This is a genomic window from Pseudomonas sp. SWRI99, from assembly GCF_014270125.1.
GTDB lineage: Bacteria > Pseudomonadota > Gammaproteobacteria > Pseudomonadales > Pseudomonadaceae > Aquipseudomonas > Aquipseudomonas hamedanensis.
This window is the reverse complement of sequence record NZ_JABWQR010000021.1, coordinates 84728-109875: the sequence shown is the minus strand read 5'-3', so window position 1 is coordinate 109875 and position 25148 is coordinate 84728. Positions and strand designations below refer to the sequence as shown.

At 59.4% G+C, this 25148-nt stretch carries 25 protein-coding genes and 1 other RNA gene; 6 read left to right on the top strand and 20 right to left on the bottom strand.

The window, feature by feature from the left end; all coding sequences use genetic code 11:
• Position 1: 1 nt before the first annotated feature.
• From murD to rsmI, 10 genes are all read right to left on the bottom strand, one after another.
• A complete protein-coding gene (murD, locus tag HU743_RS18180; RefSeq protein ID WP_186650299.1) occupies positions 2 to 1348 on the bottom strand; it encodes a UDP-N-acetylmuramoyl-L-alanine--D-glutamate ligase in 1347 nt (448 codons plus the stop codon).
• A gap of 5 nt (positions 1349 to 1353) precedes the next feature.
• Entirely contained in the window at positions 1354 to 2436 is a 1083-nt protein-coding gene (gene mraY, locus HU743_RS18175; protein WP_126366224.1) for a phospho-N-acetylmuramoyl-pentapeptide-transferase, read from the bottom strand.
• Positions 2436 to 3803, bottom strand: a complete 1368-nt coding sequence (gene murF / locus HU743_RS18170) for a UDP-N-acetylmuramoyl-tripeptide--D-alanyl-D-alanine ligase (protein ID WP_186650297.1) — start codon at positions 3801 to 3803, stop codon at positions 2436 to 2438. The genes mraY and murF overlap by 1 nt, the downstream gene beginning before the upstream one ends.
• Complete coding sequence (locus HU743_RS18165; protein ID WP_186635735.1) at positions 3796 to 5259, bottom strand: UDP-N-acetylmuramoyl-L-alanyl-D-glutamate--2,6-diaminopimelate ligase; 1464 nt, start codon at positions 5257 to 5259, stop codon at positions 3796 to 3798. The genes murF and HU743_RS18165 overlap by 8 nt, the downstream gene beginning before the upstream one ends.
• Complete coding sequence (locus HU743_RS18160) at positions 5259 to 6998, bottom strand: penicillin-binding protein 2 (protein WP_186619895.1); 1740 nt, start codon at positions 6996 to 6998, stop codon at positions 5259 to 5261. The genes HU743_RS18165 and HU743_RS18160 overlap by 1 nt, the downstream gene beginning before the upstream one ends.
• Positions 6998 to 7291: a cell division protein FtsL gene (gene ftsL, locus HU743_RS18155; protein ID WP_095123194.1), complete on the bottom strand. Its 294-nt coding sequence runs from the start codon at positions 7289 to 7291 to the stop codon at positions 6998 to 7000. Before ftsL ends, HU743_RS18160 begins: the two co-directional genes overlap by 1 nt.
• On the bottom strand, positions 7288 to 8229 hold the full coding sequence (gene rsmH / locus HU743_RS18150) for a 16S rRNA (cytosine(1402)-N(4))-methyltransferase RsmH (protein WP_186650308.1): 942 nt from the start codon (positions 8227 to 8229) through the stop codon (positions 7288 to 7290). Before rsmH ends, ftsL begins: the two co-directional genes overlap by 4 nt.
• Positions 8230 to 8231: 2 nt before the next feature.
• Positions 8232 to 8687: a division/cell wall cluster transcriptional repressor MraZ gene (mraZ, locus tag HU743_RS18145; RefSeq protein ID WP_122590036.1), complete on the bottom strand. Its 456-nt coding sequence runs from the start codon at positions 8685 to 8687 to the stop codon at positions 8232 to 8234.
• Between the two features lie 401 nt (positions 8688 to 9088).
• Positions 9089 to 9442, bottom strand: an RNA gene (rnpB, locus tag HU743_RS18140) — RNase P RNA component class A.
• A gap of 73 nt (positions 9443 to 9515) precedes the next feature.
• Positions 9516 to 10421 (bottom strand): 16S rRNA (cytidine(1402)-2'-O)-methyltransferase, encoded by a 906-nt coding sequence (gene rsmI / locus HU743_RS18135; RefSeq protein ID WP_186619810.1) that lies wholly within the window; start codon positions 10419 to 10421, stop codon positions 9516 to 9518.
• 177 nt (positions 10422 to 10598) lie between these two features.
• On the opposite strand from rsmI, the gene HU743_RS18130 reads away from it, so the two are divergent.
• The 4 genes from HU743_RS18130 to HU743_RS18115 all read left to right on the top strand — a co-directional run bounded on the left by HU743_RS18130 (position 10599) and on the right by HU743_RS18115 (position 14045).
• On the top strand, positions 10599 to 12410 hold the full coding sequence (locus tag HU743_RS18130) for a penicillin-binding protein activator (RefSeq protein ID WP_186650295.1): 1812 nt from the start codon (positions 10599 to 10601) through the stop codon (positions 12408 to 12410).
• Positions 12410 to 12772: a YraN family protein gene (locus tag HU743_RS18125; RefSeq protein ID WP_186635726.1), complete on the top strand. Its 363-nt coding sequence runs from the start codon at positions 12410 to 12412 to the stop codon at positions 12770 to 12772. Before HU743_RS18130 ends, HU743_RS18125 begins: the two co-directional genes overlap by 1 nt.
• Positions 12773 to 12876: 104 nt before the next feature.
• A complete protein-coding gene (locus tag HU743_RS18120; protein ID WP_008082788.1) occupies positions 12877 to 13470 on the top strand; it encodes a phosphoheptose isomerase in 594 nt (197 codons plus the stop codon).
• Positions 13467 to 14045, top strand: a complete 579-nt coding sequence (locus HU743_RS18115) for a BON domain-containing protein (RefSeq protein ID WP_186548995.1) — start codon at positions 13467 to 13469, stop codon at positions 14043 to 14045. Before HU743_RS18120 ends, HU743_RS18115 begins: the two co-directional genes overlap by 4 nt.
• A gap of 87 nt (positions 14046 to 14132) precedes the next feature.
• On the opposite strand, the gene HU743_RS18110 is transcribed toward HU743_RS18115, so the two are convergent.
• From HU743_RS18110 to rplM, 7 genes are all read right to left on the bottom strand, one after another.
• Complete coding sequence (locus HU743_RS18110) at positions 14133 to 14543, bottom strand: ClpXP protease specificity-enhancing factor (RefSeq protein ID WP_186548993.1); 411 nt, start codon at positions 14541 to 14543, stop codon at positions 14133 to 14135.
• A 16-nt stretch (positions 14544 to 14559) separates the two neighbouring features.
• Positions 14560 to 15177, bottom strand: coding sequence for a glutathione S-transferase N-terminal domain-containing protein (locus HU743_RS18105; RefSeq protein WP_186530436.1), 618 nt, complete (start codon positions 15175 to 15177; stop codon positions 14560 to 14562).
• Between the two features lie 146 nt (positions 15178 to 15323).
• The gene (locus HU743_RS18100) at positions 15324 to 16106 is read right to left on the bottom strand and encodes a cytochrome c1 (RefSeq protein WP_186650293.1); all 783 of its coding nucleotides are present in this window, start codon (positions 16104 to 16106) and stop codon (positions 15324 to 15326) included.
• Entirely contained in the window at positions 16106 to 17317 is a 1212-nt protein-coding gene (locus tag HU743_RS18095) for a cytochrome bc complex cytochrome b subunit (protein WP_186650291.1), read from the bottom strand. Before HU743_RS18095 ends, HU743_RS18100 begins: the two co-directional genes overlap by 1 nt.
• Positions 17317 to 17910: a ubiquinol-cytochrome c reductase iron-sulfur subunit gene (gene petA / locus HU743_RS18090; protein ID WP_007917031.1), complete on the bottom strand. Its 594-nt coding sequence runs from the start codon at positions 17908 to 17910 to the stop codon at positions 17317 to 17319. Before petA ends, HU743_RS18095 begins: the two co-directional genes overlap by 1 nt.
• 272 nt (positions 17911 to 18182) lie before the next feature.
• Positions 18183 to 18575, bottom strand: coding sequence for a 30S ribosomal protein S9 (gene rpsI, locus HU743_RS18085; RefSeq protein ID WP_003228056.1), 393 nt, complete (start codon positions 18573 to 18575; stop codon positions 18183 to 18185).
• 14 nt (positions 18576 to 18589) lie between these two features.
• Positions 18590 to 19018: a 50S ribosomal protein L13 gene (gene rplM, locus HU743_RS18080; protein ID WP_007917032.1), complete on the bottom strand. Its 429-nt coding sequence runs from the start codon at positions 19016 to 19018 to the stop codon at positions 18590 to 18592.
• A 244-nt stretch (positions 19019 to 19262) separates the two neighbouring features.
• On the opposite strand from rplM, the gene HU743_RS18075 reads away from it, so the two are divergent.
• Positions 19263 to 20303, top strand: coding sequence for an NADP(H)-dependent aldo-keto reductase (locus HU743_RS18075; RefSeq protein WP_186619806.1), 1041 nt, complete (start codon positions 19263 to 19265; stop codon positions 20301 to 20303).
• Positions 20304 to 20459: 156 nt separating this feature from the next.
• Here HU743_RS18075 and HU743_RS18070 read toward each other — a convergent pair whose 3' ends face one another.
• The gene (locus HU743_RS18070; RefSeq protein ID WP_186548984.1) at positions 20460 to 21596 is read right to left on the bottom strand and encodes an acyl-CoA dehydrogenase family protein; all 1137 of its coding nucleotides are present in this window, start codon (positions 21594 to 21596) and stop codon (positions 20460 to 20462) included.
• Between the two features lie 251 nt (positions 21597 to 21847).
• Between HU743_RS18070 and HU743_RS18065 the strand changes: the two genes are divergently transcribed.
• Entirely contained in the window at positions 21848 to 22744 is an 897-nt protein-coding gene (locus tag HU743_RS18065) for a GlxA family transcriptional regulator (RefSeq protein WP_186549152.1), read from the top strand.
• Positions 22745 to 22831: 87 nt separating this feature from the next.
• On the opposite strand, the gene HU743_RS18060 is transcribed toward HU743_RS18065, so the two are convergent.
• Both HU743_RS18060 and zapE read right to left on the bottom strand, forming a co-directional pair.
• Positions 22832 to 23878 carry an acyltransferase gene (locus HU743_RS18060; protein WP_186650289.1) on the bottom strand — a complete coding sequence of 349 codons (1047 nt, stop codon included), beginning with the start codon at positions 23876 to 23878 and terminating at the stop codon, positions 22832 to 22834.
• A gap of 115 nt (positions 23879 to 23993) precedes the next feature.
• The gene (zapE, locus tag HU743_RS18055; protein WP_186650287.1) at positions 23994 to 25088 is read right to left on the bottom strand and encodes a cell division protein ZapE; all 1095 of its coding nucleotides are present in this window, start codon (positions 25086 to 25088) and stop codon (positions 23994 to 23996) included.
• Positions 25089 to 25148: the final 60 nt, after the last annotated feature.

The window sequence follows — 25148 nt, the reverse complement described above, 5'->3', positions numbered from 1 at the left end:
TTCATGCCAATTCCTCCACAGCGCGGACGAACTGGTGACCACGGTCTTCGTAATTCTTGAACATGTCGAAACTGGCGCAGGCCGGCGACAGCAACACCACGTCACCCGGTTGGGCAGCGGCGCGGCATTGCGCGACGGCGTCGACCAGCGAGGACGCGCGAATCAGTGGCACGGCATCGCCGATGGCCTCACCGATCTTGTCGCTGTCACGGCCCATCAGCACCACGGCGCGGCAGTTGGCCGCCACCGGATCGCGCAGATCCTTGAACTCGGCGCCCTTGCCGTCTCCGCCGGCGATCAGAATGACCTTGCCGTCGATGTCCGCGCCAAGGCCTTCGATGGCGGCCAGAGCAGCGCCAACGTTGGTGGCTTTGGAATCGTTGTAATACGCCACGCCGTCAAGATCGCGCACCCACTGGCAGCGATGTTCGAGACCGGCAAAAGTGCGCAGCGCCGAGAGCATGGCATCGAACGGCAAGCCGACAGCGTGACCCAGCGCCAGCGCCGCGAGGGCGTTGGCCTGGTTGTGCGCACCGCGAATCTTCAGCTCGCGCACCGGCATCAGGTTCTGGAATTCAAAGGCCAGGTATTTCTCGCCGTCTTCTTCGCGGATACCGAAGGCTTTGAAATCCGGTTTGGTCAGGCCGAAGGTCCAGCATGGCTGGCCCTCGCCCATCAACGGCCGGGTCAACGCATCCTGACGGTTGACCACGAACTGCTTCGCGCCGCGGAAGATCCGGTGCTTGGCCAGGTGGTACGCCGGCAGACCGCTGTAGCGATCCATGTGGTCTTCGCTGATGTTCAGCACGGTGGCGACTTCGGCGTTGAGCTGGTCGGTGGTCTCCAGTTGAAAACTCGACAGCTCCATCACGTACAGCTCGATGTCATCGCTGAGCAGGTCCAGCGCCGGGGTGCCGAGGTTGCCGCCGACGGCGACGCGCTTGCCGGCCGCAGCCGCCATCTCGCCGACCAGGGTGGTCACGGTGCTTTTCGCGTTGGAGCCGCTGATGGCGACGATCGGCGCCCGCGCGTTACGCGCGAACAGTTCGATATCGCCGGACAGTTTCACGCCACGGGCCGCGGCGGCTTGCAGGGCCGGGGTCGCCAGCGCCAGGCCGGGGCTCACGTAGAGCTCGTCGGCACGGCAGAGGAATTCGACGTCCAGCTCGCCACAACGCACTTCCACGTGCGGATAGTCACGCTTGAGCGTGGCCAGTTCCGGTGGATTTTCCCGCGTGTCAGCCACGGCAAACGACGTGCCCCGGTTCGCCAGGAAGCGAACCAGGGACATGCCGCTCTTGCCGAGGCCGACAACGATGCGGAAGTGGTCAGAAGCGATCAGAGACACTCGTTCTACCTCAGCTTCAGGGTGGCAAGGCCGACCAGGACGAGAATCACGGTGATGATCCAGAAACGGACAATCACACGCGGCTCGGGCCAGCCCTTGAGTTCAAAGTGGTGGTGAATCGGCGCCATGCGGAACACGCGGCGACCGGTCAGCTTGAATGAGGCAACCTGAATGACCACGGACAGGGTTTCCATCACGAACACGCCGCCCATGATGAACAGGACGATTTCCTGACGGACGATCACCGCGATGGTGCCCAATGCCGCGCCGAGTGCCAGGGCACCGACGTCGCCCATGAACACTTGCGCCGGATAGGTGTTGAACCAGAGAAAGCCGAGGCCGGCACCGATCAGCGCGCCGCAGAACACGATCAGCTCGCCCGCGCCCGGCACGTAAGGAATCAACAGGTATTCGGCGAATTTCACGTTACCCGACAGGTAGCAGAAAATGCCCAGGCCACCGCCAACCATCACCGTCGGCATGATTGCCAGACCGTCGAGACCGTCAGTCAGGTTGACCGCGTTGCTCGAGCCGACGATCACAAAATAGGTCAGCACGATAAAACCGGCGCCCAGCGGGATGCTGTAGTCCTTGAGCATCGGCAGAATCAGCGTGGTTTCCACCGGCGTGGAAGCAGTCATATAAAGGAAGATTGCCGCGCCGAGACCGAACACCGACTGCCAGAAATACTTCCAGCGGCTCGGCAAGCCGCGGGAGTTCTTCTCGATGACTTTGCGGTAATCGTCGACCCAGCCGATGGCGCCGAACAGCAGGGTCACCAACAGCACCACCCAGACGTAACGGTTGCTCAGGTCTGCCCAGAGCAGCGTGCTGACACCAATCGACGACAGAATCAGCGCGCCACCCATGGTCGGCGTGCCGGATTTGGACAGGTGCGATTGCGGGCCGTCATTGCGAACGGACTGGCCGATCTGACGGTTCTGCAACGTGCGGATCATCCACGGGCCATAGCACAGCGACAAGACCAGCGCGGTCAGCACACCGAGGATCCCGCGCAGGGTCAGGTACTGAAAGACCGCGAAGCCTTTGTGGAACTGTTGCAGATACTCCGCTAGCAGCAGCAGCATTAATGTTTCTCCAGACTGGACCCGCACAGAGCCGCAACGATGTTTTCCATCGCTGCACTGCGCGAACCCTTGATCAAAATGGTGGTGTTTGTGTCCTGCTCGGCGTCGAGGGCCTGGATCAGTTCAGCTTGGCTGCCGAAGTGATGCGCCTGTTCACCGAATGCGTTTACGGCGTGAACCATGTTGGGTCCGACGGCATAAAGCGCGGAAACCTTGCCTCGGGCGTATTCGCCCACGTCGCGGTGCCCCTGCTCCGCCCAGTCGCCCAACTCGCCGATATCCCCGAGCACCAGGACGGTGCGGCCGGAAAAGCCGGCGAGTATATCAACGGCCGCGCACATCGAGGTGGGGTTTGCGTTGTAAGTGTCATCGATCACGCGCATGCCGTTTTTCGCCAGTTGCGCGACGGTGCGGCCCTTGACCGGTTGTACAGCGCCCAGCCCGGTGGCGATGCCGAACAGCGACACGCCCAGGGCGTGAGCGGCAGCGGCGGCGGCCATGGCGTTGGCAACGTTATGGATGCCGAGCAGGTTCAGTTGCACACGCTCGCTGCCTTCAGGGGTGTGCAGATTGAACGCCGGGCAACCACGGGCGTCAGTGGCCAGATCGCTGGCATGGAAATTCGCCTCGGTGTTGCTCAGGGCGAAGGTCAACACCTGGCGACTGGCTGCACGGGCCTTCCAGATAGCAAAAGCCTTGTCATCGAGGTTGAGCACGGCGATGCCATCGGCCGCCAGCCCTTCGATGATTTCGCCTTTGGCTTCGACGATTTTTTCCGGACCGCCAAACTCACCGACGTGGGCGGTGCCGGCATTGTTCAGAATCGCAACGTGCGGCTTGGTCAGCCCGACGGTGTAAGCGATCTCGCCCAGACGCGAGGCGCCCAGTTCGATCACGGCCGAGGTGTGCTCCGGCGCCAGTTCGATCAGGGTCAGCGGTACGCCGAGGTCGTTGTTCAGGTTGCCACGGGTCGCCAGCACCGGACCGCGCGTGCGCAGGATGCTCGCAAGCATTTCCTTGACCGTGGTCTTGCCGCTGGAACCGGTCACCGCCGCCACTGGCTGAGTAAACGCGGCACGGTTCAGCGCGCCGAGCTGGCCCAGCGCCTGACGGGTGTCCTTGACCAGCAATTGCGGCAGCGCGCTGTCGGCGACTTCGCGCTCGACCAGTGCAGCCACGGCGCCTTTGCCGGCGACGTCGTTCAAATAGTCATGGCCGTCGAAACGCGGGCCGGTCAGGGCAATGAACAACTGGCCGGGCTGAATGGCGCGGCTGTCGATGCTCACGCCATTGAAACTGGCATCGTCGCCGATCAGGCGGGCGTCGAGTGCATTGACCAGTTCGCTGAGCGTCAGGGCCTTAAGCATGGGCGACCTCCCAAGCGGTCAGGGCGTGATCGGCCTCGACCAGATCGGAAAACGCATGGCGCACGCCGTTGATTTCCTGATAGTCCTCGTGACCTTTGCCGGCGAGGACAATGACGTCGTCAGCGGTCGCGCCGGCAATCAATTGCGCAATGGCCTGGCCACGACCGGCCACGAAGGTGACTTTATCCACAGCGGTGAAACCAGCGCGGATGTCATCGAAAATCACTGCCGGGTCTTCAGTGCGCGGATTGTCATCGGTGACCAACACTTGATCGGCCAGACGCTCGACCACTTCGGCCATCAACGGACGCTTGCCGCGATCGCGATCGCCGCCGCAGCCGAACAGGCACAGCAGCTGGCCTTTGACGTGCGGACGCAGTGCGGTCAGGACTTTTTCCAGCGCATCCGGCGTGTGGGCGTAATCGACCACTACCAGCGGCTGTGTGCCGCCGCCCAGACGCTGCATGCGTCCGGCCGGGCCTTCGAGCTTCGGCAGCACCTTGAGAATTTCGTCGAGGGCGTAATCCAGACCGAGCAAGGCACCGACCGCGGCCAGGACGTTGCTCAGGTTGAAACGCCCGAGCAATGTGCTGCGCAGGTGATGCTCGCCCTGCGGCGTGACCAGCGTGGCGCGCACGCCGTGGTCGTCGAACTGTGCTTCGCGGCAATACAGGTACGCACTGCTGTCGAGCAGGCTGTAGGTGATCAGCCGCGACTCGCGTTTTTCCGCCGCCAATTGCCGGCCGAAGTCGTCGTCGAGGTTGACCACGCGGCACTTCAGGTCATTCCAGGCGAACAGCTTGGCCTTGGCCTCGGCGTACGCCTGCATGGTGCCGTGATAATCGAGATGATCGCGGGAGAGGTTGGTCATCACTGCCACGTCGAAGGCCAGCGCCGTCACGCGGCCCTGATCCAGACCGTGGGACGAGACTTCCATGGCGACGGCTTTGGCACCGGCCTTTTTCAGGTCGCCCAGGGTCGCTTGCACGGCGATCGGATTCGGCGTGGTGTGCAGACCGCTTTCCAGCGCGCCATAGAAGCCGGAACCGAGTGTGCCGACGATCCCGCAATGCTGGCCGAGCAGATCCAGCGCCTGCGCGACCAGTTGGGTCACGCTGGTCTTGCCGTTGGTGCCGGTGACGCCGATCAGGTTCAGGTGATGGCTCGGCTCACCGTAAAAGCGCCCGGCGATGTCGGACAGCTGCGCCGCCAGGCCTTTGACCGGAATCAGTGGCACGTCGGTAATCGGCAGCACGGTGGCGCCTTCCACTTCATAAGCCACTGCCGCAGCACCGCGTTGCAAGGCATCGGCGATGTGCGCGCGGCCATCGAACTTGCCGCCAGGCACGGCGAGGAACAGGTCGCCAGCGCGCACGTTGCGGCTGTCCAGCGCCAGTTCACGGATCAACAGATCGTGGCCGGCGTGGGGGAATATCTTGTTCAGACTTAATGACATCAGCCGCGCCCTCCATTGGCTTTCAGCGGAACGACCGGGGTGGCATTGGCCTGCTGCGTGGTCGGCAGGTTGTCCGGGGTCACGTTCATCAGACGCAGGGTGCCGGACATCACACGGCTGAACACCGGCGCCGAGACCAGGCCACCGAAGTAACCGGCCTTGGTCGGTTCATCGATCACGACAACAATGGCGTAACGCGGATCGCTCATCGGGCCGAAACCGGCGAACAGCGAGCGGTAAGAGTTTTCTGCGTAGCCCTTGGTGCCGACCGAGGTCTTGCGCGCCGTACCCGACTTGCCGCCGACGTGATACGCCGGCACCTGCGCACGGAACACGCCGCGCGGGGCTTCGATCACTTGCTGCAGCATGCCTTGCATGGTTTTCGCCACGGCTTCGGGCAGCACTTGCGTGGTCTGCGGCATCTTGTCGGTTTTGATCAGGGTCAGCGGCGCGAGGCGACCGTTGTTGGCCAGCGCCGAGAACGCATGCACCAGCTGGATCGCGGTCACGGAAATACCGTAGCCGTACGACAGCGTCGCGGTTTCAGCCTTGCGCCACTCGCGGTAGTTCGGCAGGTTGCCAACGCGCTCGCCCGGGAAGCCCAGACCGGTGTCCTGGCCGAGGCCGACTTTCTGCGCCAGACGGAAAATGGTTTCGCCGCCGATATCAAAGGCGACCTTACTCATGCCGACGTTACTGGAATTGATCAGAATGCCGGTCAGGTCGAGGACCGGGCCTTCGGATTTCGACACGTCCTTAATGGTGTATTTGCCGATCTGCAGCGAGCCCGGATACACCTCGACGGTGTCGGTCGGCTTCCAGCGGCCAGTTTCAATCGCGGCGCTCATGGAGATGGCTTTCATGGTCGAACCCGGTTCGAACACGTCGATCATCGCGCGGTTGCGCATCATCGCCGGTTGCAGGTTGCGACGGTTGTTCGGGTTGTAGGTAGGCTGGTTGACCATGGCGAGGATCTCGCCGGTCTTCACGTCCATGATCACCAGGCTGCCGGCCTTGGCGCCGTTCTCGATGATCGCGTTGCGCAGCTCGCGGTTGGCCAGGTATTGCAGGCGCAGGTCAATCGACAACGCCAAGGGCTTGCCGGCCTTGGCGTTTTTGGTGACCTGGACATCCTTGATCAGCCGGCCTCGGCGATCCTTGATGACTTGTCGTTTGCCCGGCACCCCGGCCAGCCATTCGTCATAGGCCAGTTCGACGCCTTCACGACCGTGATCGTCGATATCGGTAAAACCGACCATGTGCGCGGTGACTTCACCGGCCGGATAGAACCGGCGGAATTCTTCGATGCCATAGACGCCCGGCACTTTCAGGTCGAGCACGGACTGGCCCTGCTCGGGGGTCAGCCCGCGCACCAGGTAAATGAATTCTTTGTTGGCCTGGGCTTCGAGGCGTTCGCTCAGGGCCTTCGGGTCCTGGCCCAGCGCAGCGGCGAGTGCCGGCCACTTCTCTTTGGCCGATTGCATTTCCTTGGCGTTGGCCCACAGCGTGGTCACCGGCGTACTCACGGCCAGCGGCTCACCGTTACGGTCGGTGATCAGGCCACGGTGCGCCGGAATCGGGATGTGCCGCAGACTGCGCGCATCGCCCTGACCTTTGAGGAAGTCACGGTCAACCACTTGCAGGTCGATGATGCGCCAGCAGATCGCCGCGACCATCAAGCCAAGCAGTGCGACCATCAGGCGGAAGCGCCAAGGGAACAGTGCGCCTTCGAGTTTCATCATGGCGCCACCATTTTCACGTCAGCCGCGCCAGGGATGTGCATCTTCAATTGTTCGGTGGCGAGCACTTCGATGCGACTGTGCGCGGTCCAGGTGCTTTGCTCGAGAATCAGCCGGCCCCACTCGGCCTGCGCCTTGTCGCGCACGCTGAGTTCGTTATAAAGGGTGTTGAGCAACTGCCGGTTCCAGTGCGCGCTGTAAGACACGGCGATCGCCGATACGAGCACGCCGACAAACAGCAGCAGCATCAGAAAGCTGCCGCCGGGCAGAGGCTTGGCGAAAAGCTTGCTCACCGCAACTTCTCCGCGACGCGCATGACGGCGCTACGGGAACGTGGGTTGGCCTTGAGTTCGGCGTCGGAGGCCGTCTGCGCTTTGCCATGGATTTTGATTTTCGGTTCGAACGCGACGTGGCGAACCGGCAGGTTGCGCGGCAGGTTGTCGGCTTCGCCCTTCACCAGCTTGCGCATGAACAGTTTGACGATGCGGTCTTCCAGCGAGTGGAAGCTGATCACCACCAGACGACCGCCCACTTCCAGAGCTTCGAGCGCGGCTTCGAGGCCAGCCTCCAGATCGCCCAGCTCGTTGTTGACGTGAATGCGCAAGCCCTGGAACGCACGGGTGGCTGGGTTCTTGCCCTTTTCCCACGCCGGGTTGGCGACTTTCAACACTTCGGCCAGATCGGCAGTGCGCTCGAACGGCTTGATATCACGACGCTCGGCGACGGCACGGGCCATGCGCCCGGAGTACCGCTCTTCGCCGTATTCCTTGAACACCCGGGCGATTTCTTCAGCCGGCGCGGTGTTGACGAATTCGGCCGCGCTGATGCCACGGGACGGATCCATGCGCATGTCCAGCGGACCGTCGTTGAGGAAACTGAAGCCGCGCTCGGCATTGTCGAGCTGCGGCGACGACACGCCCAGGTCGAGCAGAATGCCGCTGACCTTGCCGGTCAGGCCTTGCTCGGCAACCACCGAACCCAGCTCGGCAAAGCTGCGCTGCACAACGACAAAGCGGCCGTCTTCGGCCGCTAGCGTTTGCCCGGTGGCAATCGCTTGTGGATCCTTGTCGAATCCGATGAGTCGACCGTCCGGCCCGAGCTGGCTGAGGATCAACCGGCTGTGCCCGCCGCGCCCGAACGTGCCGTCCAGATAGCAGCCATCAGGACGTACGGCGAGAGCCTCGACGGCTTCGTCAAGCAGTACGGTGATGTGGTTAAAGCCGCTATCAATAGTCACAGGATCAAATCACGCAGTTCATCAGGCATCGCGCCCGGTTGTTGAATAGCAGCAAGGTCAGCGGCAGACACCGCGTTCCATGCATCCTCGTCCCACAATTGGAACTTGTTCAGTTGGCCGACCAGCATCGCGCGCTTATCCAGCTTGGCGTAGTCGCGCAGACGCGGCGGAACTAGGAAACGACCGCTGCCATCGAGTTCGAGGTCGACGGCATTACCAATCAGCAAACGTTGCAGGCGACGGTTCTCTTCGCGTAGCGAAGGGAGCGCGCGCAACTTGGTTTCAATAATTTCCCACTCGTCGAGCGGATAGACACACAGACACGGATCAACGGCATCAATAGTCACGATCAATTGGCCAGAACTGCGCGAATCGAGCTCGTCACGGTACCGGCTCGGCATGGCGAGACGGCCCTTTGCATCGAGACTGATAGCGTTAGCTCCGCGAAACACGTCTGCGTTTCTCCAATTTTTATCGTTTTGAGCTCAAAAAACCCACTTCATGCCACTTTCCGCCACTTGCGCACACTATAGGAATGCGCCCACCACACCGTCAAGGCGCGGATTAAAGGAAAACCCTTACAGAACGGAGATTTAGGAGCTTAAAAGGAGGTGCAACGGGAAACTGGCGGAGACTTTTGACCCATAACTTGAGGCTGCACTGAAAGCTGCGCTCGAAAGTTAAAGTAATTTGTTAAGAGTAAGATTTTTTCGGTATTACAAAAGCGCTTCTGCTGTTGGATTGAAGCAGGTGGGAAATGGCTATTACTGCGTTTGCCGCTGCCGAACTTCAGAGCAGGCCTGCCGATATTACACAGCCCTGTGGTCTTTGCTTCATGCAGGGAAAGAAAAAGGTGGAGAGTCGATCTGTAAGCCGGGTTCTGTCTTGAACAGTCATTCGTCTACGATGGCCATCACTGGACATCTTTAGCAACCTACCCGGTCCCAGCGCGGGCCACGCCTTGGGACCCTATTTGGTCTTGCTCCAAGTGGGGTTTACCTAGCCACGAACTGTTGCCAGTCGTGCGGTGCGCTCTTACCGCACCTTTTCACCCTTACCGGCGCTTGCGCGCTTAGGCGGTTATTTTCTGTGGCACTTTCCGTAGGCTCACGCCTCCCAGGCATTACCTGGCACTTCGCCCTATGGAGCCCGGACTTTCCTCCCCCCCCTAATTTTCATAGAGGGCAGCGACTGTCCGATCGACTCTCCGCCGCGAAGGTTAACGGCAGCGCGCCTGAAGAACAAGCGCTAATAGCCGCAAAACCTGTCTGCGCGACGGGTTACTCGCCCTTCTGTTTATCCAGCGCCACCTGGTACAGCACGTTTTTGCGCTCACCGGTGATCTGCGCGGCCAACGCGGCGGCGCGCTTGAGTGGCATTTCCTCAAGCAACAGATCGAGGATGCGCATCGCCTCGCTGCTGACCGCCTCTTCAGACTCCGGGGCGGTCCAGCCAGCCACCAGCACCACGCATTCGCCGCGCTGCTGATTGCTGTCGGATTCGACAAATTCACGCAACTGCGACAGCGGCAGGCCTTTAAGCGTTTCGAAGGTTTTGGTGATCTCTCGGGCCAGCAAGGCGTGGCGCTCGCCACCGAACACCGCTTCCATGTCCTGCAAACATTCGAGAATGCGGTGCGGGGCCTCATAAAAAATCAGCGTGCGTGGCTCTTCTTTAACTGCCTCGAGTCGAGCCTTGCGCCCGACCGACTTGGCCGGCAGAAAACCTTCGAAGATGAAACGGTCCGACGGCAGCCCCGCCGCCGACAGTGCAGCGATCAGGGCACAAGCACCCGGTACCGGCACCACATTGATTCCGGCAGCACGGGCCTGACGCACCAGGTGATAACCCGGATCGGAAATCAGCGGCGTGCCGGCATCGGAAATCAGCGCGACGTTGTCGCCCGCCAGCAAACGGGTGATAAAACGGCTACCTTCATCTCGTTCGTTATGTTCGTGGCAAGCCGCCAGCGGCGTGGAAATCCCGAAATGCTGCATCAGCCGCGCCGAGTGACGCGTGTCCTCGGCCGCAATCAGCGCCACCTCACGAAGGATTTTCAGGGCCCGGGCGCTGATGTCGTCCAGGTTGCCGATGGGCGTCGCCACCACATAAAGCGAGCCAGCAGCGGAATTCAGGGAACCTGGAGCAGTCAAAGCGCACACCTCGTGATCGGTAAAAGCGGCCATTGTAGCGCGTCACGCAGCTTGCGATGCGCTTCACCCGCCCCGGGTTTTTCACACCGTTGTGCGGCGCGACACCCTTTGCGCCAGCTAAATTGATCGATTCACGCCAGTAACATCGCGCCCCGGCCAGTGCTTGGGTACAATTCCACGCTAATTTGATCGAGTATCAGGAACACTTACATGATCGCTTGCCTGCGGCTGTTCACTGCCCTCTGCCTCGCTGCCTTGTTGGCGGCGTGTGCCAGCTCCCCTTCCTCCAGCCTTGGCGAACTTCCACGGACCCCGGACGCCAGCATCGAGCAGTTGCTCGAACAGGCTGGCCAGGCGAAAACCCCGGAAAAAGCCGCCCTGTTGCGCCTGAGCGCGGCAGACCTGGCTTATCGCCAGGGCAACGCCGGACAGTCCGCGCAAATCCTGCAACAAGTGCCGATGGAGCAACTCAAACCCGGCCAGCAGATTTTCGCCAACACACTGTCCGCCGAACTGGCGATGACGCGCAACCAGCCGAAAGCCGCGCTGACCGCCCTGAGCCATCCAAGCCTGCAACAATTGGGCGAGATGCCTGAAGAGCAGCAAGTGCGCACCGGCACCGTTCGTGCCCGCGCCCTGGAAGCCGATGGCCAGACCCTGGCCGCCGCACGCGAGCGAGTGTTCATCGCGCCAATGCTCGAAGGCGAAGCCGCAGGCAAGAACCACGAAGCGATCTGGACCCTGATCGCTTCACTGCCGACCGATCAACTGCAACCGAACGCGACCGATGACCTCGGTGGCTGGATGGCGCTGGCGCAAGCGGTGAAAACTGCAGGCACGCTGGAACAGCAGCAAGCCGCAATCGACACCTGGCGCGCACAGAATCCAAAGCACCCGGCCGCAATCACTCTGCCGCTGCCGCTGACCAAACTCAAGGAACTGGCCAGCCAGCCGCTGAGCAAAATCGCCCTGCTGCTGCCACAGGACGGCCAACTGGCCGCTGTCGGCAAAGCGCTGCGCGAAGGTTTCATGGCCGCGCATTATCAGGCGCAACAGGCCGGACAAAAGCCGCCTGTCATCGAGTTCTATGACAGCTCGAAACTGACTTCGATGGACGAGTTCTACCGCAAGGCCCAGGCTGACGGTGTGCAACTGGTGGTCGGTCCGCTGGAAAAACCGCTGGTCAAACAACTGAGCACCCGTCCGCAACTGCCGATCACCACCCTTGCGCTGAACTACAGCGAAGGCGATCAGGGCCCTGCGCAACTGTTCCAGTTCGGTCTTGCCGCGGAGGACGAAGCCCGCGAAGTCTCGCGTCGCGCCCGCGCCGACGGCCTGCACCGCGCCGCGATCATGGTGCCGGAAGGCGAATGGGGCGACCGCGTATTGCGTGCGTTCAGCCAGGACTGGCAAGCCAATGGCGGCAGCATCGTTGCCACCGAACGTGTCGATCAGCCAGTGCAACTGGCCCAGCAGATCGCCGACATGTTCCAGCTGCGCCAGAGCGAAGCCCGCGCCAAGAGCCTGCAGAATGCCGCCGGCACCAACGTTGCCGCGCAGCCTTCGCGTCGCCAGGACATCGAGTTCATCTTCCTCGCCGCGACGCCGCAACAGGCCCAGCAGATCAAGCCAACCCTGAACTTCCAGTACGCCGGTGACGTTCCGGTCTATGCGACCTCCCATGTGTACAGCGCCAGTGGCGACGTTAACCAGTACAACGACATGACCGGCATTCGCTTCTGCGAAACCCCATGGTTGCTTGAAACCAGCGACCCGCTGCGCCAGCAAGTCGTCGCGCAATGGCCACAGGCTGCCGGCAGTCTCGGCCGCCTGTATGCGATGGGCGCCGATGCGTATCGCCTGGCACCGCGCCTGGGCCAGCTCAAAGCCCTGCCGGACAGCCGCATCGAAGGTCAGTCGGGCAGCCTCGGCATGACCCAGACCCAGCGTGTTGTGCGTCAGTTGCCTTGGGCGCAGTTCGTCAGCGGCCAGGTTCAACGCCTGCCGGACACCCCACGCTGATGCCCGACAGGTCACGCTCGCAAAGCGGCAAGGATGCCGAGCGCCAGGCGCTCGAGCATCTGCAACAACACGGTCTGCGCCTGCTGGCGCAGAACTGGTTATGCAAACGCGGCGAGCTTGATCTGGTCATGCTTGATGGCGATACAGTAGTATTCGTTGAAGTTCGTTACAGAAAAGACACCCAATGGGGCGGCGCGCTCGCTAGCATCGATGGGCGCAAGCAGCAGAAGCTGATTCTCGCTGCGCAGTATTTTCTTCAGCGCGAGACGCGTTGGGCCAACGCCCCCTGCCGCTTCGACGTGGTGGCCATCGACAGCCATCCGGATCAGTTGAACTGGCTGCAGAATGCTTTCGACAGTTGATCGTCTGCGCTGCGTCCCGGACAATCCCACCGATAAATTTTGCTCTTTGCTTTGCGGGCTGCACATTCATGTGCCGGACAGCCGCGCTACTTAAGGTCACACAGATGGACATGCAATCCCGAATTCGCCAGCTTTTCCAGGCCAGTATCGACACCAAGCAACAGGCGATGGACGTACTTGCACCGCACATCGAGCAAGCCAGCCAGATCATGGTCAACGCCCTGCTGAACGAAGGCAAAATGCTTTCGTGCGGCAACGGTGGCTCCGCCGGCGACGCCCAGCACTTTTCTTCGGAGCTGCTGAACCGCTTCGAGCGCGAACGCCCGAGCCTGCCGGCGATTGCCCTGACCACCGACACCTCGACGATCACCTCGATCGCCAACGACTACAGCTACAACGAAGTGTTCTCCAAACAGATTCGCGCACTGGGTCAGCCGGGCGATGTCCTGCTGGCGATTTCGACCAGCGGCAACTCGGCGAACATTATTCAAGCGATCCAGGCCGCACATGATCGCGAAATGATTGTCGTAGCTTTGACCGGACGCGATGGCGGCGGCATGGCGTCGCTGCTGTTGCCCGAGGACGTCGAGATTCGCGTACCGGCCAATGTCACTGCACGTATTCAAGAAGTCCACTTGCTGGCGATCCATTGCCTCTGCGATCTGATCGACAGCCAACTGTTCGGGAGTGAAGAATGACCCCTAATCGCCTTGGCCTTCTGGCCTTGACCCTGTGCCTCGGCATCAGCGGCTGCACCTCGGTGGTGAACGCCAGCCGTGAAGCGCCTATCGAAGACGACCGCGGCACGCGCACCTTCGGCAGCAAGATCGACGATTCGTTGATCGAAACCAAAGTCGGTGTGAACGTGGCGAAGGCCGATCCGGCCCTGGATAACGATTCGCACATTGTCGTCACCAGTTTCAACGGCGTCGTGCTGCTGGCCGGCCAGACCCCGCGCGAAGACCTCAAGGCCAAGGCGGAACAGGCTGCCGCCAACGTCCAGCGCGTAAAGAAGGTGCACAACGAGCTGCAAGTGCTGCAACCATCCTCCTTGCTGGCCCGCCAGAACGACGCGTGGCTGACCACCAAGATCAAGACGCAGATGCTCACCGACGCCAGCATTCCTGGCTCGCGCATCAAAGTCATTACCGAAAACGGCATCGTCTACCTGCTGGGCCTGCTGACCAAACAGGAAGCCGCCCAGGCGACCAATCTGGTTCAGGGTGTTTCCGGCGTGCAGAAGATCGTGAAGCTGTTCGAGTACATCGACTGATCTGATTGCGCAGGAGCTGTGTAGGAGCCATGCACTCGTCAGCTCCTACGTAATAAAAAAGGCGATCCATTCGGATCGCCTTTTTTATTACTTCACAACCTTCAGGCTTGGCCGGCCGCTTGGCCGCGGTGGCTCGCTGTCGGGTGGCGGAAGATCGTCCGGATCGATCTCTTCCTCGTCGTCCAGCGGCGACTCGAGATCAAACACCATCCCCTGTCCATTCTCCCGGGCGTAGATACCCAGGATCGCACTGATCGGCACGTACAGGCTGTGCGGGACACCACCGAAGCGGCCTTCAAAGGTCACCACGTCGTTGTCCATGTGCAGATGACGCACGGCACTGGGCGAGATGTTCAGGACAATCTGCCCGTCGCTGGCGAAACCCTGCGGCACCTGCACTGCCGGGTACTCGGCATTGACCAGCATGTGCGGGGTGCAATCGTTATCCACAATCCACTCGTAGAGCGCGCGGACCAGATAAGGTCGACTGGAGTTCATAGCGGCTCCTTAAGCCTTAGCGCATATCGCGTTCGACACCAGACAGACTCGCCTGGAATGCCTCACGCGCAAACTGGCGCTCCATATAATCAAGCAGCGGCTTGGCCGGCCGCGGCAGTTCAATACCCATAATCGGCAAACGCCAGAGTATGGGTAATAGGCAGCAATCCACCAGACTTTGTTCCTCACTGAGGAAGAACGGTTTGTCGGCAAACAGCGGCGAAACACCCGTCAGGCTTTCGCGCAATTCCTTGCGTGCCACGACCCGTGCGGCCTCTTTGCTTTTAGGATCCAGAATCAGATCCACCAGCCCGCACCAGTCACGCTGAATCCTGTGAATCAGCAGACGGCTATTGGCCCGCGCCACCGGATAAACCGGCAGCAGCGGCGGGTGCGGGTAACGCTCATCCAGATATTCCATCACCACGGTCGACTCCCACAACGCCAGGTCACGATCGACCAGCGTGGGCAGACTGCCGTAAGGGTTCACTTCAATCAGTTTAGGCGGCTGACGACCAGCTTCCACATAAATGATCTCTGCGCTGACACCCTTCTCTGCAAGCACGATGCGCACTCGGTGGGAATAGTGGTCGGCGGGGTCGGAGTAACAGGCCAACCGATTGGTCACGCCCATGGCGATCCTCCTCGCTTGTTGAAATTGTCGGAACCGGAAAAACGCGCGCGCCCAGAGGGCACCTCCCGCAGGGTCTGATTGAGCAGACCCTGCTTTAGCGGAGGCGCCCTTGGGCGCGCGCGATTAACAGCAATGCTTGAAGCGTATCAGTGCACGTCTTTCCAGTATTCACGCTTGAGCAGGTAGGCGAACACAAAGAAGAACGCCAGGTACAGCAAGACATAAGTACCGATGCGCTGATGTTGCAGCTTAACCGGGTTAGCCGAGTAAGCCAGGAAGGTTACCAGATTCTTGACCTTCTCATCGAACTGCTCTTCGTTCAGAGCACCGGATTTCGGCACGATGGTCAACTGATCGCACGCTTCATGGGTCAGCGGCGTGCCGGTCAGCGGATCATATTGCTTCTTGCCGTCCTCAACGATCTGCACCTGTTTGCAACCGACAACCTGACGACCCTGCAGGCCGACCAGCACGTTAGGCATGCCGACGTTCGGGAAGACCTTGTTGTTCACGCCCCACGGACGTGCCGGGTCTTCGTAGAACGACTTCAGGTAACCGTACAGCCAGTCAGTGCCACGCACGCGAGCCACCAGAGTCAGGTCCGGTGGCGCCGCACCGAACCAGGTCTTGGCGTCGTTCGGCTGCATGCCGATATTCATGTGATCGCCGATCTTGGCACCGGTGAATACCAGCTTCTCCAGCATCAACTCGTGCGGGATGCCAAGGTCATCGGCGACTCGCTCGTAACGCTGGAACTTGGCGCTGTGGCACCCCATGCAATAGTTGGCAAAGGTCCGCGCACCATCCTGCAAGGCGGCTTTGTCGGAGACGTCGATGTCGACACTTTCCAATTCTGGACCGTGGCCCCCGGCAGCAAAAGTGAGGGAAGGCAGCACAGCAAAAATCAGAGCAAAAAATAACTTTTTCATCAGCCAGTCACCCTTTCCGGAACCGGTTTGGTCTTCTCGAGCCGGGTGTAGAACGGCATCAGAATGAAGTAGGCGAAGTACAGGAAGGTGCAGACCTGCGACAGCAGCGTGCGGCCAGGTGTCGGGGCGAGCACACCCAGAACGCCGAGGATCACGAACGAAATGCAGAACACCACCAGCCAGATTTTGCTCAGCCAGCCTTTGTAGCGCATCGACTTGACCGGACTGCGATCCAGCCAAGGCAGCACAAACAGCACCGCAATCGCCGCGCCCATGGCGATAACGCCGAGGAGCTTGTCCGGCACCGCGCGCAGGATTGCGTAGAACGGTGTGAAGTACCAGACCGGGGCAATATGTTCAGGCGTCTTGAACGGGTTAGCCGGCTCAAAGTTCGGTTTTTCGAGGAAATAGCCGCCCATTTCCGGGAAGAAGAACACAATGAAGCAGAAGATGAACAGGAACACTACGACGCCGACAATGTCTTTCACCGTGTAGTACGGGTGGAAGGCGATGCCGTCCAGCGGGATGCCGTTTTCGTCCTTGTGCTTCTTGATGTCGATGCCGTCAGGGTTGTTCGAACCGACTTCGTGCAGCGCCAGAATGTGCAACACCACCAGTCCGAGAATCACGATCGGCAGCGCCACGACGTGCAAGGCAAAGAAGCGGTTCAGGGTGATTCCGGAGATCAGGTAGTCACCACGAATCCACTGGGTCAGGTCATCGCCGATCAGCGGGATCGCGCCGAACAGCGAGATGATCACCTGCGCGCCCCAGTAGGACATTTGCCCCCACGGCAGCAGGTAACCCATGAACGCTTCGGCCATCAGCGCCAGATAAATCAGCATGCCGAACACCCAGACCAGCTCACGCGGCTTCTGGTACGAACCGTAAAGCAGGCCACGGAACATGTGCAGATAGACGACGATGAAGAACGCCGAGGCGCCGGTCGAGTGCAGCAGCCGCAGGATCGAGCCGTACTCGACGTCGCGCATGATGTATTCGACGGAAGCGAAGGCTTCTTCTGCCGACGGTGTGTAGCTCATCGTCAGCCAGACACCGGTGACGATCTGGTTGACCAGCACCAGCAGCGCCAGGGAACCAAAGAAGTAGAAGAAGTTGAAGTTTTTTGGCGCGTAATATTTGCTGAGATGGTCTTCCCACATTTTGGTCGCGGGAAAGCGCGCATCAACCCAATCCATGAACTTGCTCATCACGCTTTCTCCGTATCGACGCCGATGACAATCAGGTCATCGGTCTCATAGGAATGCGGGGGAACTGGCAGGTTCAAAGGCGCAGGTTGCGACTTGTAGACGCGGCCAGCCAGATCGTAATGGGAACCGTGGCACGGGCAGAAATACCCGCCTACCCAGTCTTTGCCCAGATCCGCAGGTGCCACTTCGGGACGGAAAGTCGGTGAGCAACCCAGGTGCGTGCAGATCCCGATCAGCAGCAGAATTTCCGGCTTGATCGAGCGCACCTCAGGGTCGACATAGGTGGGTTGCGTGGAGTTTTTGGAAGTCGGATCGGAGAGCTGGCCTTCGATCTTCTTGAGATTCCCCAGGATTTCCTCGGTACGGCGGACAATGAACACCGGCTGGCCGCGCCATTCAGCAATCATCTGCTGCCCTGGCTCGATTTTGCTGACATTCACTTTCACCGGTGCACCGGCGGCTTTCGCCTTGGCACTGGGAAACCATGACCCCACGAACGGGACCGCAGCCCCCACCGCTCCTGCAGCACCCACCACGGATGTGGCTGCTACCAAGAAGCGACGCCGGCCTGCATTCACGCCGTCATTGCTCATTCAGTCCTCTCCCATCAGCTTTTTGGCCTGTTAAATCAGGCGTCTACTAAATAAATCAAATGTTACTTATAAAAATTTTGCCCGAATGGTAATGAAAACCCCCAATTCTGACAAGGTTAATTACCCGGGGCTAACCCCCTCAAGCCTTGGAGTATAGGGGGTCTACGGATGTGGCAAGTTGTCACAACGCAATTCTTTGATAAATCGCAGGCATAAAAAAACGCCCGCTTCCGTGAGGAATCGGGCGTTCTTTTTTGAACGTGGAAGCGGAATTAACGCTTCGAGTACTGCGGACGCTTACGCGCTTTACGCAGACCCACTTTCTTACGTTCAACTTCACGGGCGTCACGGGTAACGAAGCCAGCTTTGCGCAGAGCGCTACGCAGGGTTTCGTCGTAGTCCATCAGAGCGCGAGTGATGCCGTGGCGGATTGCGCCAGCCTGACCACTTACACCACCGCCGATCACGGTGACGTAGATGTCGAATTTCTCGACAGTCTCGGTCAGCTCCAGCGGCTGACGAACTACCATGCGGGCAGTTTCGCGGCCGAAGAAGTTATCCAGCGAACGGTTGTTGATGGAGATGTTACCAGTACCCGGACGCAGGAAAACGCGTGCGGTTGCGGTCTTGCGACGGCCAGTGCCGTAATTTTGAGTCGCCGACATAATGTACTATTCCGTTAAAACTTCAGTTCTTGGGGCTGCTGAGCAGTATGAGGGTGTGCAGCGCCCGCATAGACTTTCAGCTTACGGTACATGTCGCGACCCAGCGGGTTTTTAGGCAGCATGCCTTTAACCGCGGTCTCGATCACGCGCTCAGGGGCTTTGGCGATCAGCTTTTCAAAGTTGATCGACTTGATGCCGCCCGGGAAACCGGAGTGGGAGTAGTACATTTTGTCAGTGGTTTTAGCGCCGGTAACACGGATCTGCTCGGCGTTGATGACGACGATGTAGTCGCCGGTGTCAACGTGAGGAGTGTACTCAGGCTTGTGCTTGCCACGCAGACGGCTCGCGATTTCGGTGGCCAGACGACCCAGGGTCTGACCAGCAGCGTCGACGACAAACCAGTCGCGCTTTACTGTTTCCGGTTTAGCAGTAAAAGTTTTCATTCTTTATAGCCTCAGGGGCCGCCTGTAAATTAGACGGCGGATCTTACTGAATAGTGCGTACTTTGACAAGTCAAAGGCAGCCGGATACAGACGCTTTCGGGGGCTCGGGTCGGCGCGTCCGTTCAACGGCAAGATTCTTCGGCGGCGGCGCATCACTTCCACTGCAGAAAGAGGTCGGCAATTATGCAGATTGCGAAAAATTTTTCAACCTGCTTTTATGATTGTTTTGCCCAAGGAGCACCCGATGGACTATCGCCAGCTAGGCCGTACCGACCTGAACGTGAGTGCAATCTGCCTCGGCACCATGACCTGGGGCGAGCAAAACACTGAGGCTGAAGCCTTCGCCCAGATCGAACGAGCCAAAGAGGCCGGGATCAATTTCCTCGACACCGCCGAGATGTACCCGGTGCCGCCGAAAGCCGAAACCTACGCCACCACCGAGCGTTACATCGGCAATTACTTCAAAAGCCGCGGCGACCGGGCCGACTGGATTCTCGCCAGCAAGATCGCCGGTCCCGGCAACACCATCGACTACATCCGCGACAAGAACCTGCGCCACAACCGCCAGCACATCACCGAAGCGCTGGACGCCAGCCTCAAGCGCCTGCAGACCGATTACATCGACCTGTACCAGTTGCACTGGCCGGAGCGCAGCACCAACTTTTTCGGACAGCTGGGCTACAAGCACAAGGTCGAAGCCAACCTCACCCCGCTCGAAGACACCCTCGAAGCCCTCGACGAACAAGTGAAGGCCGGCAAAATCCGCCATATCGGTCTGTCCAACGAGACGCCGTGGGGCACCATGCGTTTTCTCGCCCTGGCTGAAGCCCGTGGCTGGCCCCGGGCGGTGTCGATCCAGAACCCGTACAACCTGCTCAACCGCAGCTTTGAAATCGGACTGGCGGAAATCGCCATCCGCGAACAATGCGGCCTGCTCGCCTATTCACCACTGGCGTTCGGCTTCCTGTCGGGCAAGTACGAAGGCGGAGCCCGCCCACCAAAAGGCCGCCTGAGCCTCTACAGCCGCTTCAGCCGCTATTTCAACGCGCAATCGGAAGCGGCATGCAGCCGTTATGTCGCGCTGGCCCGTGAACACGGCCTGGATCCGGCGCAAATGGCTCTGGCGTTTGTTACGCAGCAACCGTTCGTGACCAGCAACATCATTGGCGCGACAACGCTGGAACAGCTGGATAGCAATATTGCCAGTTTTGACCTGAAGCTTTCCGATGAAGTGCTGGCCGGGATCGAGGCGATTCACAAGGATCATCCGAATCCGGCGCCGTGACCTACCGCTAAAAGCTTCGCGAGCAGGCTCGCTCCCGCAGAGAAAACAATGTCCTGTGGGAGCGAGCCTGCTCGCGAAGGGGCCAGTCAGATCACCTCAACAGCGGAACGCGGAGCGTCCCCGGCGGCATTCCTGTGCTGCGCGTGGGAACGATCATCAAAGCGACCGCGCAATGATCTCCTTCATGATTTCATTGGTGCCGGCATAAATTCGCTGCACCCGTGCGTCCGCCCACGCTCGGGCCACCGGGTATTCCCACATGAAGCCGTAGCCGCCATGCAGTTGCACACATTCGTCGAGCACCTTGCATTGCAAGTCGGTCCCCCAATATTTGGCCATCGCCGCCGTCGGTACATCGAGTTTGCCCTGCAGGTGCAGTTCCAGGCAGCGGTCGACGAAGACCCGGCCGATCTGAATCTCTGTAGCCATCTCGGCCAATTTGAATCGGGTGTTCTGAAAGTCGGCAATCGCCTTGCCGAACGCCTTGCGATCACGGGTGTAATCCAGCGTCCATTGCAGCGCTGCTTCCGCCGAGGCCAGCCCGCCGATGGCCACCGTCAGGCGCTCTTGCGGTAATTCCTGCATCAGATAGGCAAACCCGGCTCCCGCCTGCCCCAACAGGTTTTCCTTCGGCACGCGCACATCCTGAAAGAACAATTCCGACGTGTCCTGCGCCTTCATTCCGACTTTCTCCAGGCGTTTGCCCTTCTCAAAGCCGGGCGTATTCGCCTCCACCAGAAACAGGCTGGTGCCCTTGGCGCCGGCCTTCGGGTCGGTCTTGGCCACCACGATCACCAGATCGGCGAGAAAGCCGTTGGTGATAAAGGTTTTCGAACCGTTGATCACGTACTCGTCACCGTCCAGCACCGCCGTGGTTTTCACCCCTTGCAAGTCGGATCCGGCGCCCGGCTCGGTCATGGCAATGGCGGTGACCATCTCCCCGGAAACCAGTTTCGGCAGGTATTTGTGCTTCAGCGCCTCGCTGCCGTAATGCAGGATGTACGGCGCGACGATATCCGAGTGCAGCGAAAAACCGATACCGGTCAAGCCCAGGCGACCGACCTCTTCAATCACCACGGTGCTGTACAAGAAATCCGCGCCCAGCCCGCCGTACTCCTCCGGCAAATGCGAGCAGAGCATCCCCGCCTCCCCCGCCTTGTTCCAGAGCTGGCGATCGATATGCCCCTGCTTTTCCCATTGCCCGTGGAACGGCACCGCCTCTTTTTCGAGGAATGTTCGTACGCTGTCGCGAAACAATTCGTGCTCGGGGCTGAACAAGGTTCTGGGGATCATGCGGCACCTGTCTTTCTTGTTGAAGGAATACGACCTTCAGAGACTAAGCCTGGCTTGTGCTACAGGACACTGGACACATCCGACAAAAAATAAGACGATCCAGCCGTCTGGTGACCACTTTCCCTTATAAAAACAAAACAAAAAGTTGAATTATGTCCAAGCAAGTCTCCCCGCCCCTGCGGCGCGTCAGCATCCTGGCCATTGACCGGGTATTCGCTTACACCCTCATGCAAGCCAAGGATTTTTTCCATGTGGCCAGCCTGCGTTATGGCAAGCAACTGGGCCATGGCCTGACACCGGCATTCGAAACGCGCCTGGTCAGTCCCGATGGCAAACCGGTGAAGAGCTTCAGCGATGTGATCATGCCGGTCGATGGCGGCCTGGAAAACGCCGATGTGATCATCCTCCCGGCGTTCTGGGACGATTTCGATACGCTGTGCGCCCGTTACCCCCAAGTCCTGCCGTGGCTGCGCGAACAACACGCGCGCGGCGCAGTGCTATGCGGCGAAGCGACCGGAGTGTTCTGGCTGGCCGAGGCCGGGTTGCTCAACGGTAAGGAAGCCACCACCTACTGGCGCTTCTTCAACGCCTTCGCCGAACGCTTCCCCAAGGTGTACCTGAATCAGGACAAGCACCTCACCGATGCCGACAATCTCTACTGCGCGGGCGGCACCACCTCGGCCTGCGACCTGTACATTTATCTGATCGAACGCTTCTGCGGCTCGAACGTGGCGCAAGCCGTGGCCCGCGACATCCTTTACGAAGTGCAGCGCAGCTATTCACCGGGCCGCATCGGTTTCGGCGGGCAGAAGCTGCACCAGGACGTGATCATCCTGCAGATCCAGCACTGGCTCGAAGAGCATTTCGCCGACAAATTCCGCTTCGAAGACGTCGCCCGCGAGCATGGCATGAGCATCCGCAACTTTATGCGCCGCTTCCAGACCGCCACCGGTGACAAGCCGCTGCACTACCTGCAACGACTGCGCATCGAGACGGCCAAGGGTTTGTTGTCCGGCACGCGCAAGAGCATCAAGACCATCAGTTATGAAGTCGGTTACGACGATGCGAGCTTCTTTGCGCGACTGTTCCGCCAGCACACCGAACTGTCGCCGAACCAGTATCGGCAACAGTTTCAGCAGGCTGCTTAGAACAACTTCATCAATAGATGTTTTTACGGCGGCCATGACCGCCGTAAAATTATTTCAGTTAACCTCAGTGACTCAATGCCTGTCGGGCTATCGTGAACGACCGGCTAATAACGTCACAGCGTCTGATACAGACAAACGCCCGAGAACCCAACGTCTGAAGCGCTCGAGTGGCAGTTCCAAACTATAGTGAAGAGCACCGCCTGCAAGGAGTGAAGCCATAACTGCCAAAAATAGCGCACCCAGGCTTCCGGGATAAAGCGATGAGAGTTTTACTACTATGAGCCAATGCACTAGATAAATCGGATAACTCCAGAAACCGATACTCCTTAGAAGCCTAGACCTGACCACCCGACCGATCATCCCTTGACCATGGACTACGAAGAGCATCAACACTGCGCAGAGCGCACTAAGATATACAAATTTATTGACCAGATACTGGTCAGGATCAACGCCGAACAATTTATAGCGACTGTAAGGGCTTATCAATACGACCACAACCAGAAAAGTCAATGCGACAATGTCGGAGTTACGAGCATTGGCCCATTTGACTGACTCGCTCTTGAGCATCGCGGCCAGAGAGCCAAATGCAAACGAAGACAAATACCACTTCACCTCTGAGTTGGCGATGGGCGTCATCCAGTATGGCCATAGTATTTGCTCTAAAAATATCAGTAGTAGTCCGACTGAAAAACAGCCTGCCACACCAAACCTTTGCTTGCTCGCTATGAGTAGATAAGCCACCAGCGGCAGAAAAATATAATATTTGAATTCGACAGGCACGGTCCAAAGATGTGCATAAGTCCCACCAAGCGTCAATGCTTGGGTTAAATCATGCAACGTGTTTATTCCAGCAGTCCCCCACCACCAATACACCAGCACAAAAATAATATAGAGAGGTAATATCCGCATCACCCGCCCAACCAGATATATCAATAACACCCGTGCGGAAAAACCTTCAGATTCGAATTTTACCGTCAGCAAGAAGGCACTCAATACAAAGAACAACCAAACGCCGATTTTTGGCAATCCCGTTATAAAGCCATTCATACCATCGAAAAAAAAGTAGTACGAGTGCAGGACCAACACAATCAAGCAGGCGATCCCTCTCAAACCATCCGCACCGACGAACTTCATTCGATAACCCTCGATCACCCGGCTAGTGCGTTCAAACCGGTGACGTTAATCCCGGGAAAAAGCGCATTGCATTAACGAAAAAAGGCCTGAGGTCGCAGGCCTTTCAACAACAGGCTTAAGGCTTGTGCGCCCGAGACAGAAACTCGTGCGATTGCATCTCCAGCAAGCGGCTCAGCGTGCGCTGAAACTCGAACGTCAGGCGGCCGCCGGTGTACAGATCCTTCAGCTCGACTTCAGCGGAAATGATCAGCTTGACGTTGCGATCGTAGAACTCGTCGACCATGTTGATGAAGCGGCGGGCGATGTCGTCGGTGGTGACGCTCATCTGCTCGACACCGCTGAGCAGCACGGCGTGGAAGATCTTGCCCAGCTCAATGTAGTCGTTCTGGCTGCGTGGGCCGTCGCACAATTCGCGGAAGTCGAACCAGGCCACGTCGTCACAGGTGCGCAACGCGCGGATTTCGCGGTTTTCGATGATCAGCACATCGTTTTCGACCGCTGCGGTGCACTCCGGCGTCAGCGCGCGGAAGCTCTTGCGCAGGCTTTCGTGAGCGGCTTCGTCGAGCGGATAGTGGAACAGCTCCGCTTGCTCGAGGTGACGCAGGCGGTAGTCGACGCCGCTGTCGACGTTGACGATCTCGGTGTTCTGCTTGATCAGCGCGATGGCCGGCAGGAACCGCGCGCGTTGCAGGCCATCCTTGTACAAGCCGTCCGGAACGATGTTCGAGGTCGCGACGAGGGTCACGCCGTTCTTGAACAGCTCTTCCATCAGCGTGCCGAGGATCATCGCGTCGGTGATGTCGGAGACGAAGAATTCATCGAAGCAGATCACCCGCGACTCGGCCGCGAAACGCTTGGCGATGATGGTCAGCGGGTTCTTCTCGCCGCCCAGGGTTTTCATTTCTTCGTGCACGCGCTTCATGAAGCGGTGGAAGTGGGTGCGGGTCTTTTCCTTGAACGGCAGCGCTTCGAAGAAGGTGTCGACCAGGTAAGTCTTGCCGCGACCGACGCCGCCCCAGAAATACAGGCCCTTGACCGGCGCCTGATCTTTTTTGCCGAACAGCTTGCTCAGCAGGCCCGGCTTGTTCTGGTCGGCGGCGATCAAGTCGTCGTAAAGACGCTGCAAGTGACGCACAGCCGTTTCCTGCGAGGCGTCATGGAAGAAATCCGGGCGTTTCAGATCAGCTTGATATCGTTCTAGGGGCGTCATAATTCGTTAGCAAGGCAACAAAAACGGGCCGTCACTGTAGCGACGGCCTGTGGGAATGGC

Bases quoted from the DNA above. Each gene is read 5' to 3' on its own strand.
- HU743_RS18165 (WP_186635735.1), bottom strand. From the start codon at position 5,259: ATGTCATTAAGTCTGAACAAGATATTCCCCCACGCCGGCCACGATCTG.
- HU743_RS18095 (WP_186650291.1), bottom strand. From the start codon at position 17,317: ATGAGCAAGTTCATGGATTGGGTTGATGCGCGCTTTCCCGCGACCAAA.
- HU743_RS18075 (WP_186619806.1), top strand. From the start codon at position 19,263: ATGGACTATCGCCAGCTAGGCCGTACCGACCTGAACGTGAGTGCAATC.
- HU743_RS18130 (WP_186650295.1), top strand. From the start codon at position 10,599: ATGATCGCTTGCCTGCGGCTGTTCACTGCCCTCTGCCTCGCTGCCTTG.
- HU743_RS18160 (WP_186619895.1), bottom strand. From the start codon at position 6,998: ATGAAACTCGAAGGCGCACTGTTCCCTTGGCGCTTCCGCCTGATGGTC.
- HU743_RS18110 (WP_186548993.1), bottom strand. From the start codon at position 14,543: ATGAACTCCAGTCGACCTTATCTGGTCCGCGCGCTCTACGAGTGGATT.
- HU743_RS18105 (WP_186530436.1), bottom strand. From the start codon at position 15,177: ATGGGCGTGACCAATCGGTTGGCCTGTTACTCCGACCCCGCCGACCAC.
- HU743_RS18125 (WP_186635726.1), top strand. From the start codon at position 12,410: ATGCCCGACAGGTCACGCTCGCAAAGCGGCAAGGATGCCGAGCGCCAG.
- HU743_RS18060 (WP_186650289.1), bottom strand. From the start codon at position 23,878: ATGAAGTTCGTCGGTGCGGATGGTTTGAGAGGGATCGCCTGCTTGATT.
- HU743_RS18120 (WP_008082788.1), top strand. From the start codon at position 12,877: ATGGACATGCAATCCCGAATTCGCCAGCTTTTCCAGGCCAGTATCGAC.
- HU743_RS18100 (WP_186650293.1), bottom strand. From the start codon at position 16,106: ATGAAAAAGTTATTTTTTGCTCTGATTTTTGCTGTGCTGCCTTCCCTC.
- rplM (WP_007917032.1), bottom strand. From the start codon at position 19,018: ATGAAAACTTTTACTGCTAAACCGGAAACAGTAAAGCGCGACTGGTTT.
- mraY (WP_126366224.1), bottom strand. From the start codon at position 2,436: ATGCTGCTGCTGCTAGCGGAGTATCTGCAACAGTTCCACAAAGGCTTC.
- murF (WP_186650297.1), bottom strand. From the start codon at position 3,803: ATGCTTAAGGCCCTGACGCTCAGCGAACTGGTCAATGCACTCGACGCC.
- HU743_RS18115 (WP_186548995.1), top strand. From the start codon at position 13,467: ATGACCCCTAATCGCCTTGGCCTTCTGGCCTTGACCCTGTGCCTCGGC.
- HU743_RS18070 (WP_186548984.1), bottom strand. From the start codon at position 21,596: ATGATCCCCAGAACCTTGTTCAGCCCCGAGCACGAATTGTTTCGCGAC.
- rpsI (WP_003228056.1), bottom strand. From the start codon at position 18,575: ATGTCGGCGACTCAAAATTACGGCACTGGCCGTCGCAAGACCGCAACC.
- zapE (WP_186650287.1), bottom strand. From the start codon at position 25,088: ATGACGCCCCTAGAACGATATCAAGCTGATCTGAAACGCCCGGATTTC.
- rsmI (WP_186619810.1), bottom strand. From the start codon at position 10,421: ATGGCCGCTTTTACCGATCACGAGGTGTGCGCTTTGACTGCTCCAGGT.
- petA (WP_007917031.1), bottom strand. From the start codon at position 17,910: ATGAGCAATGACGGCGTGAATGCAGGCCGGCGTCGCTTCTTGGTAGCA.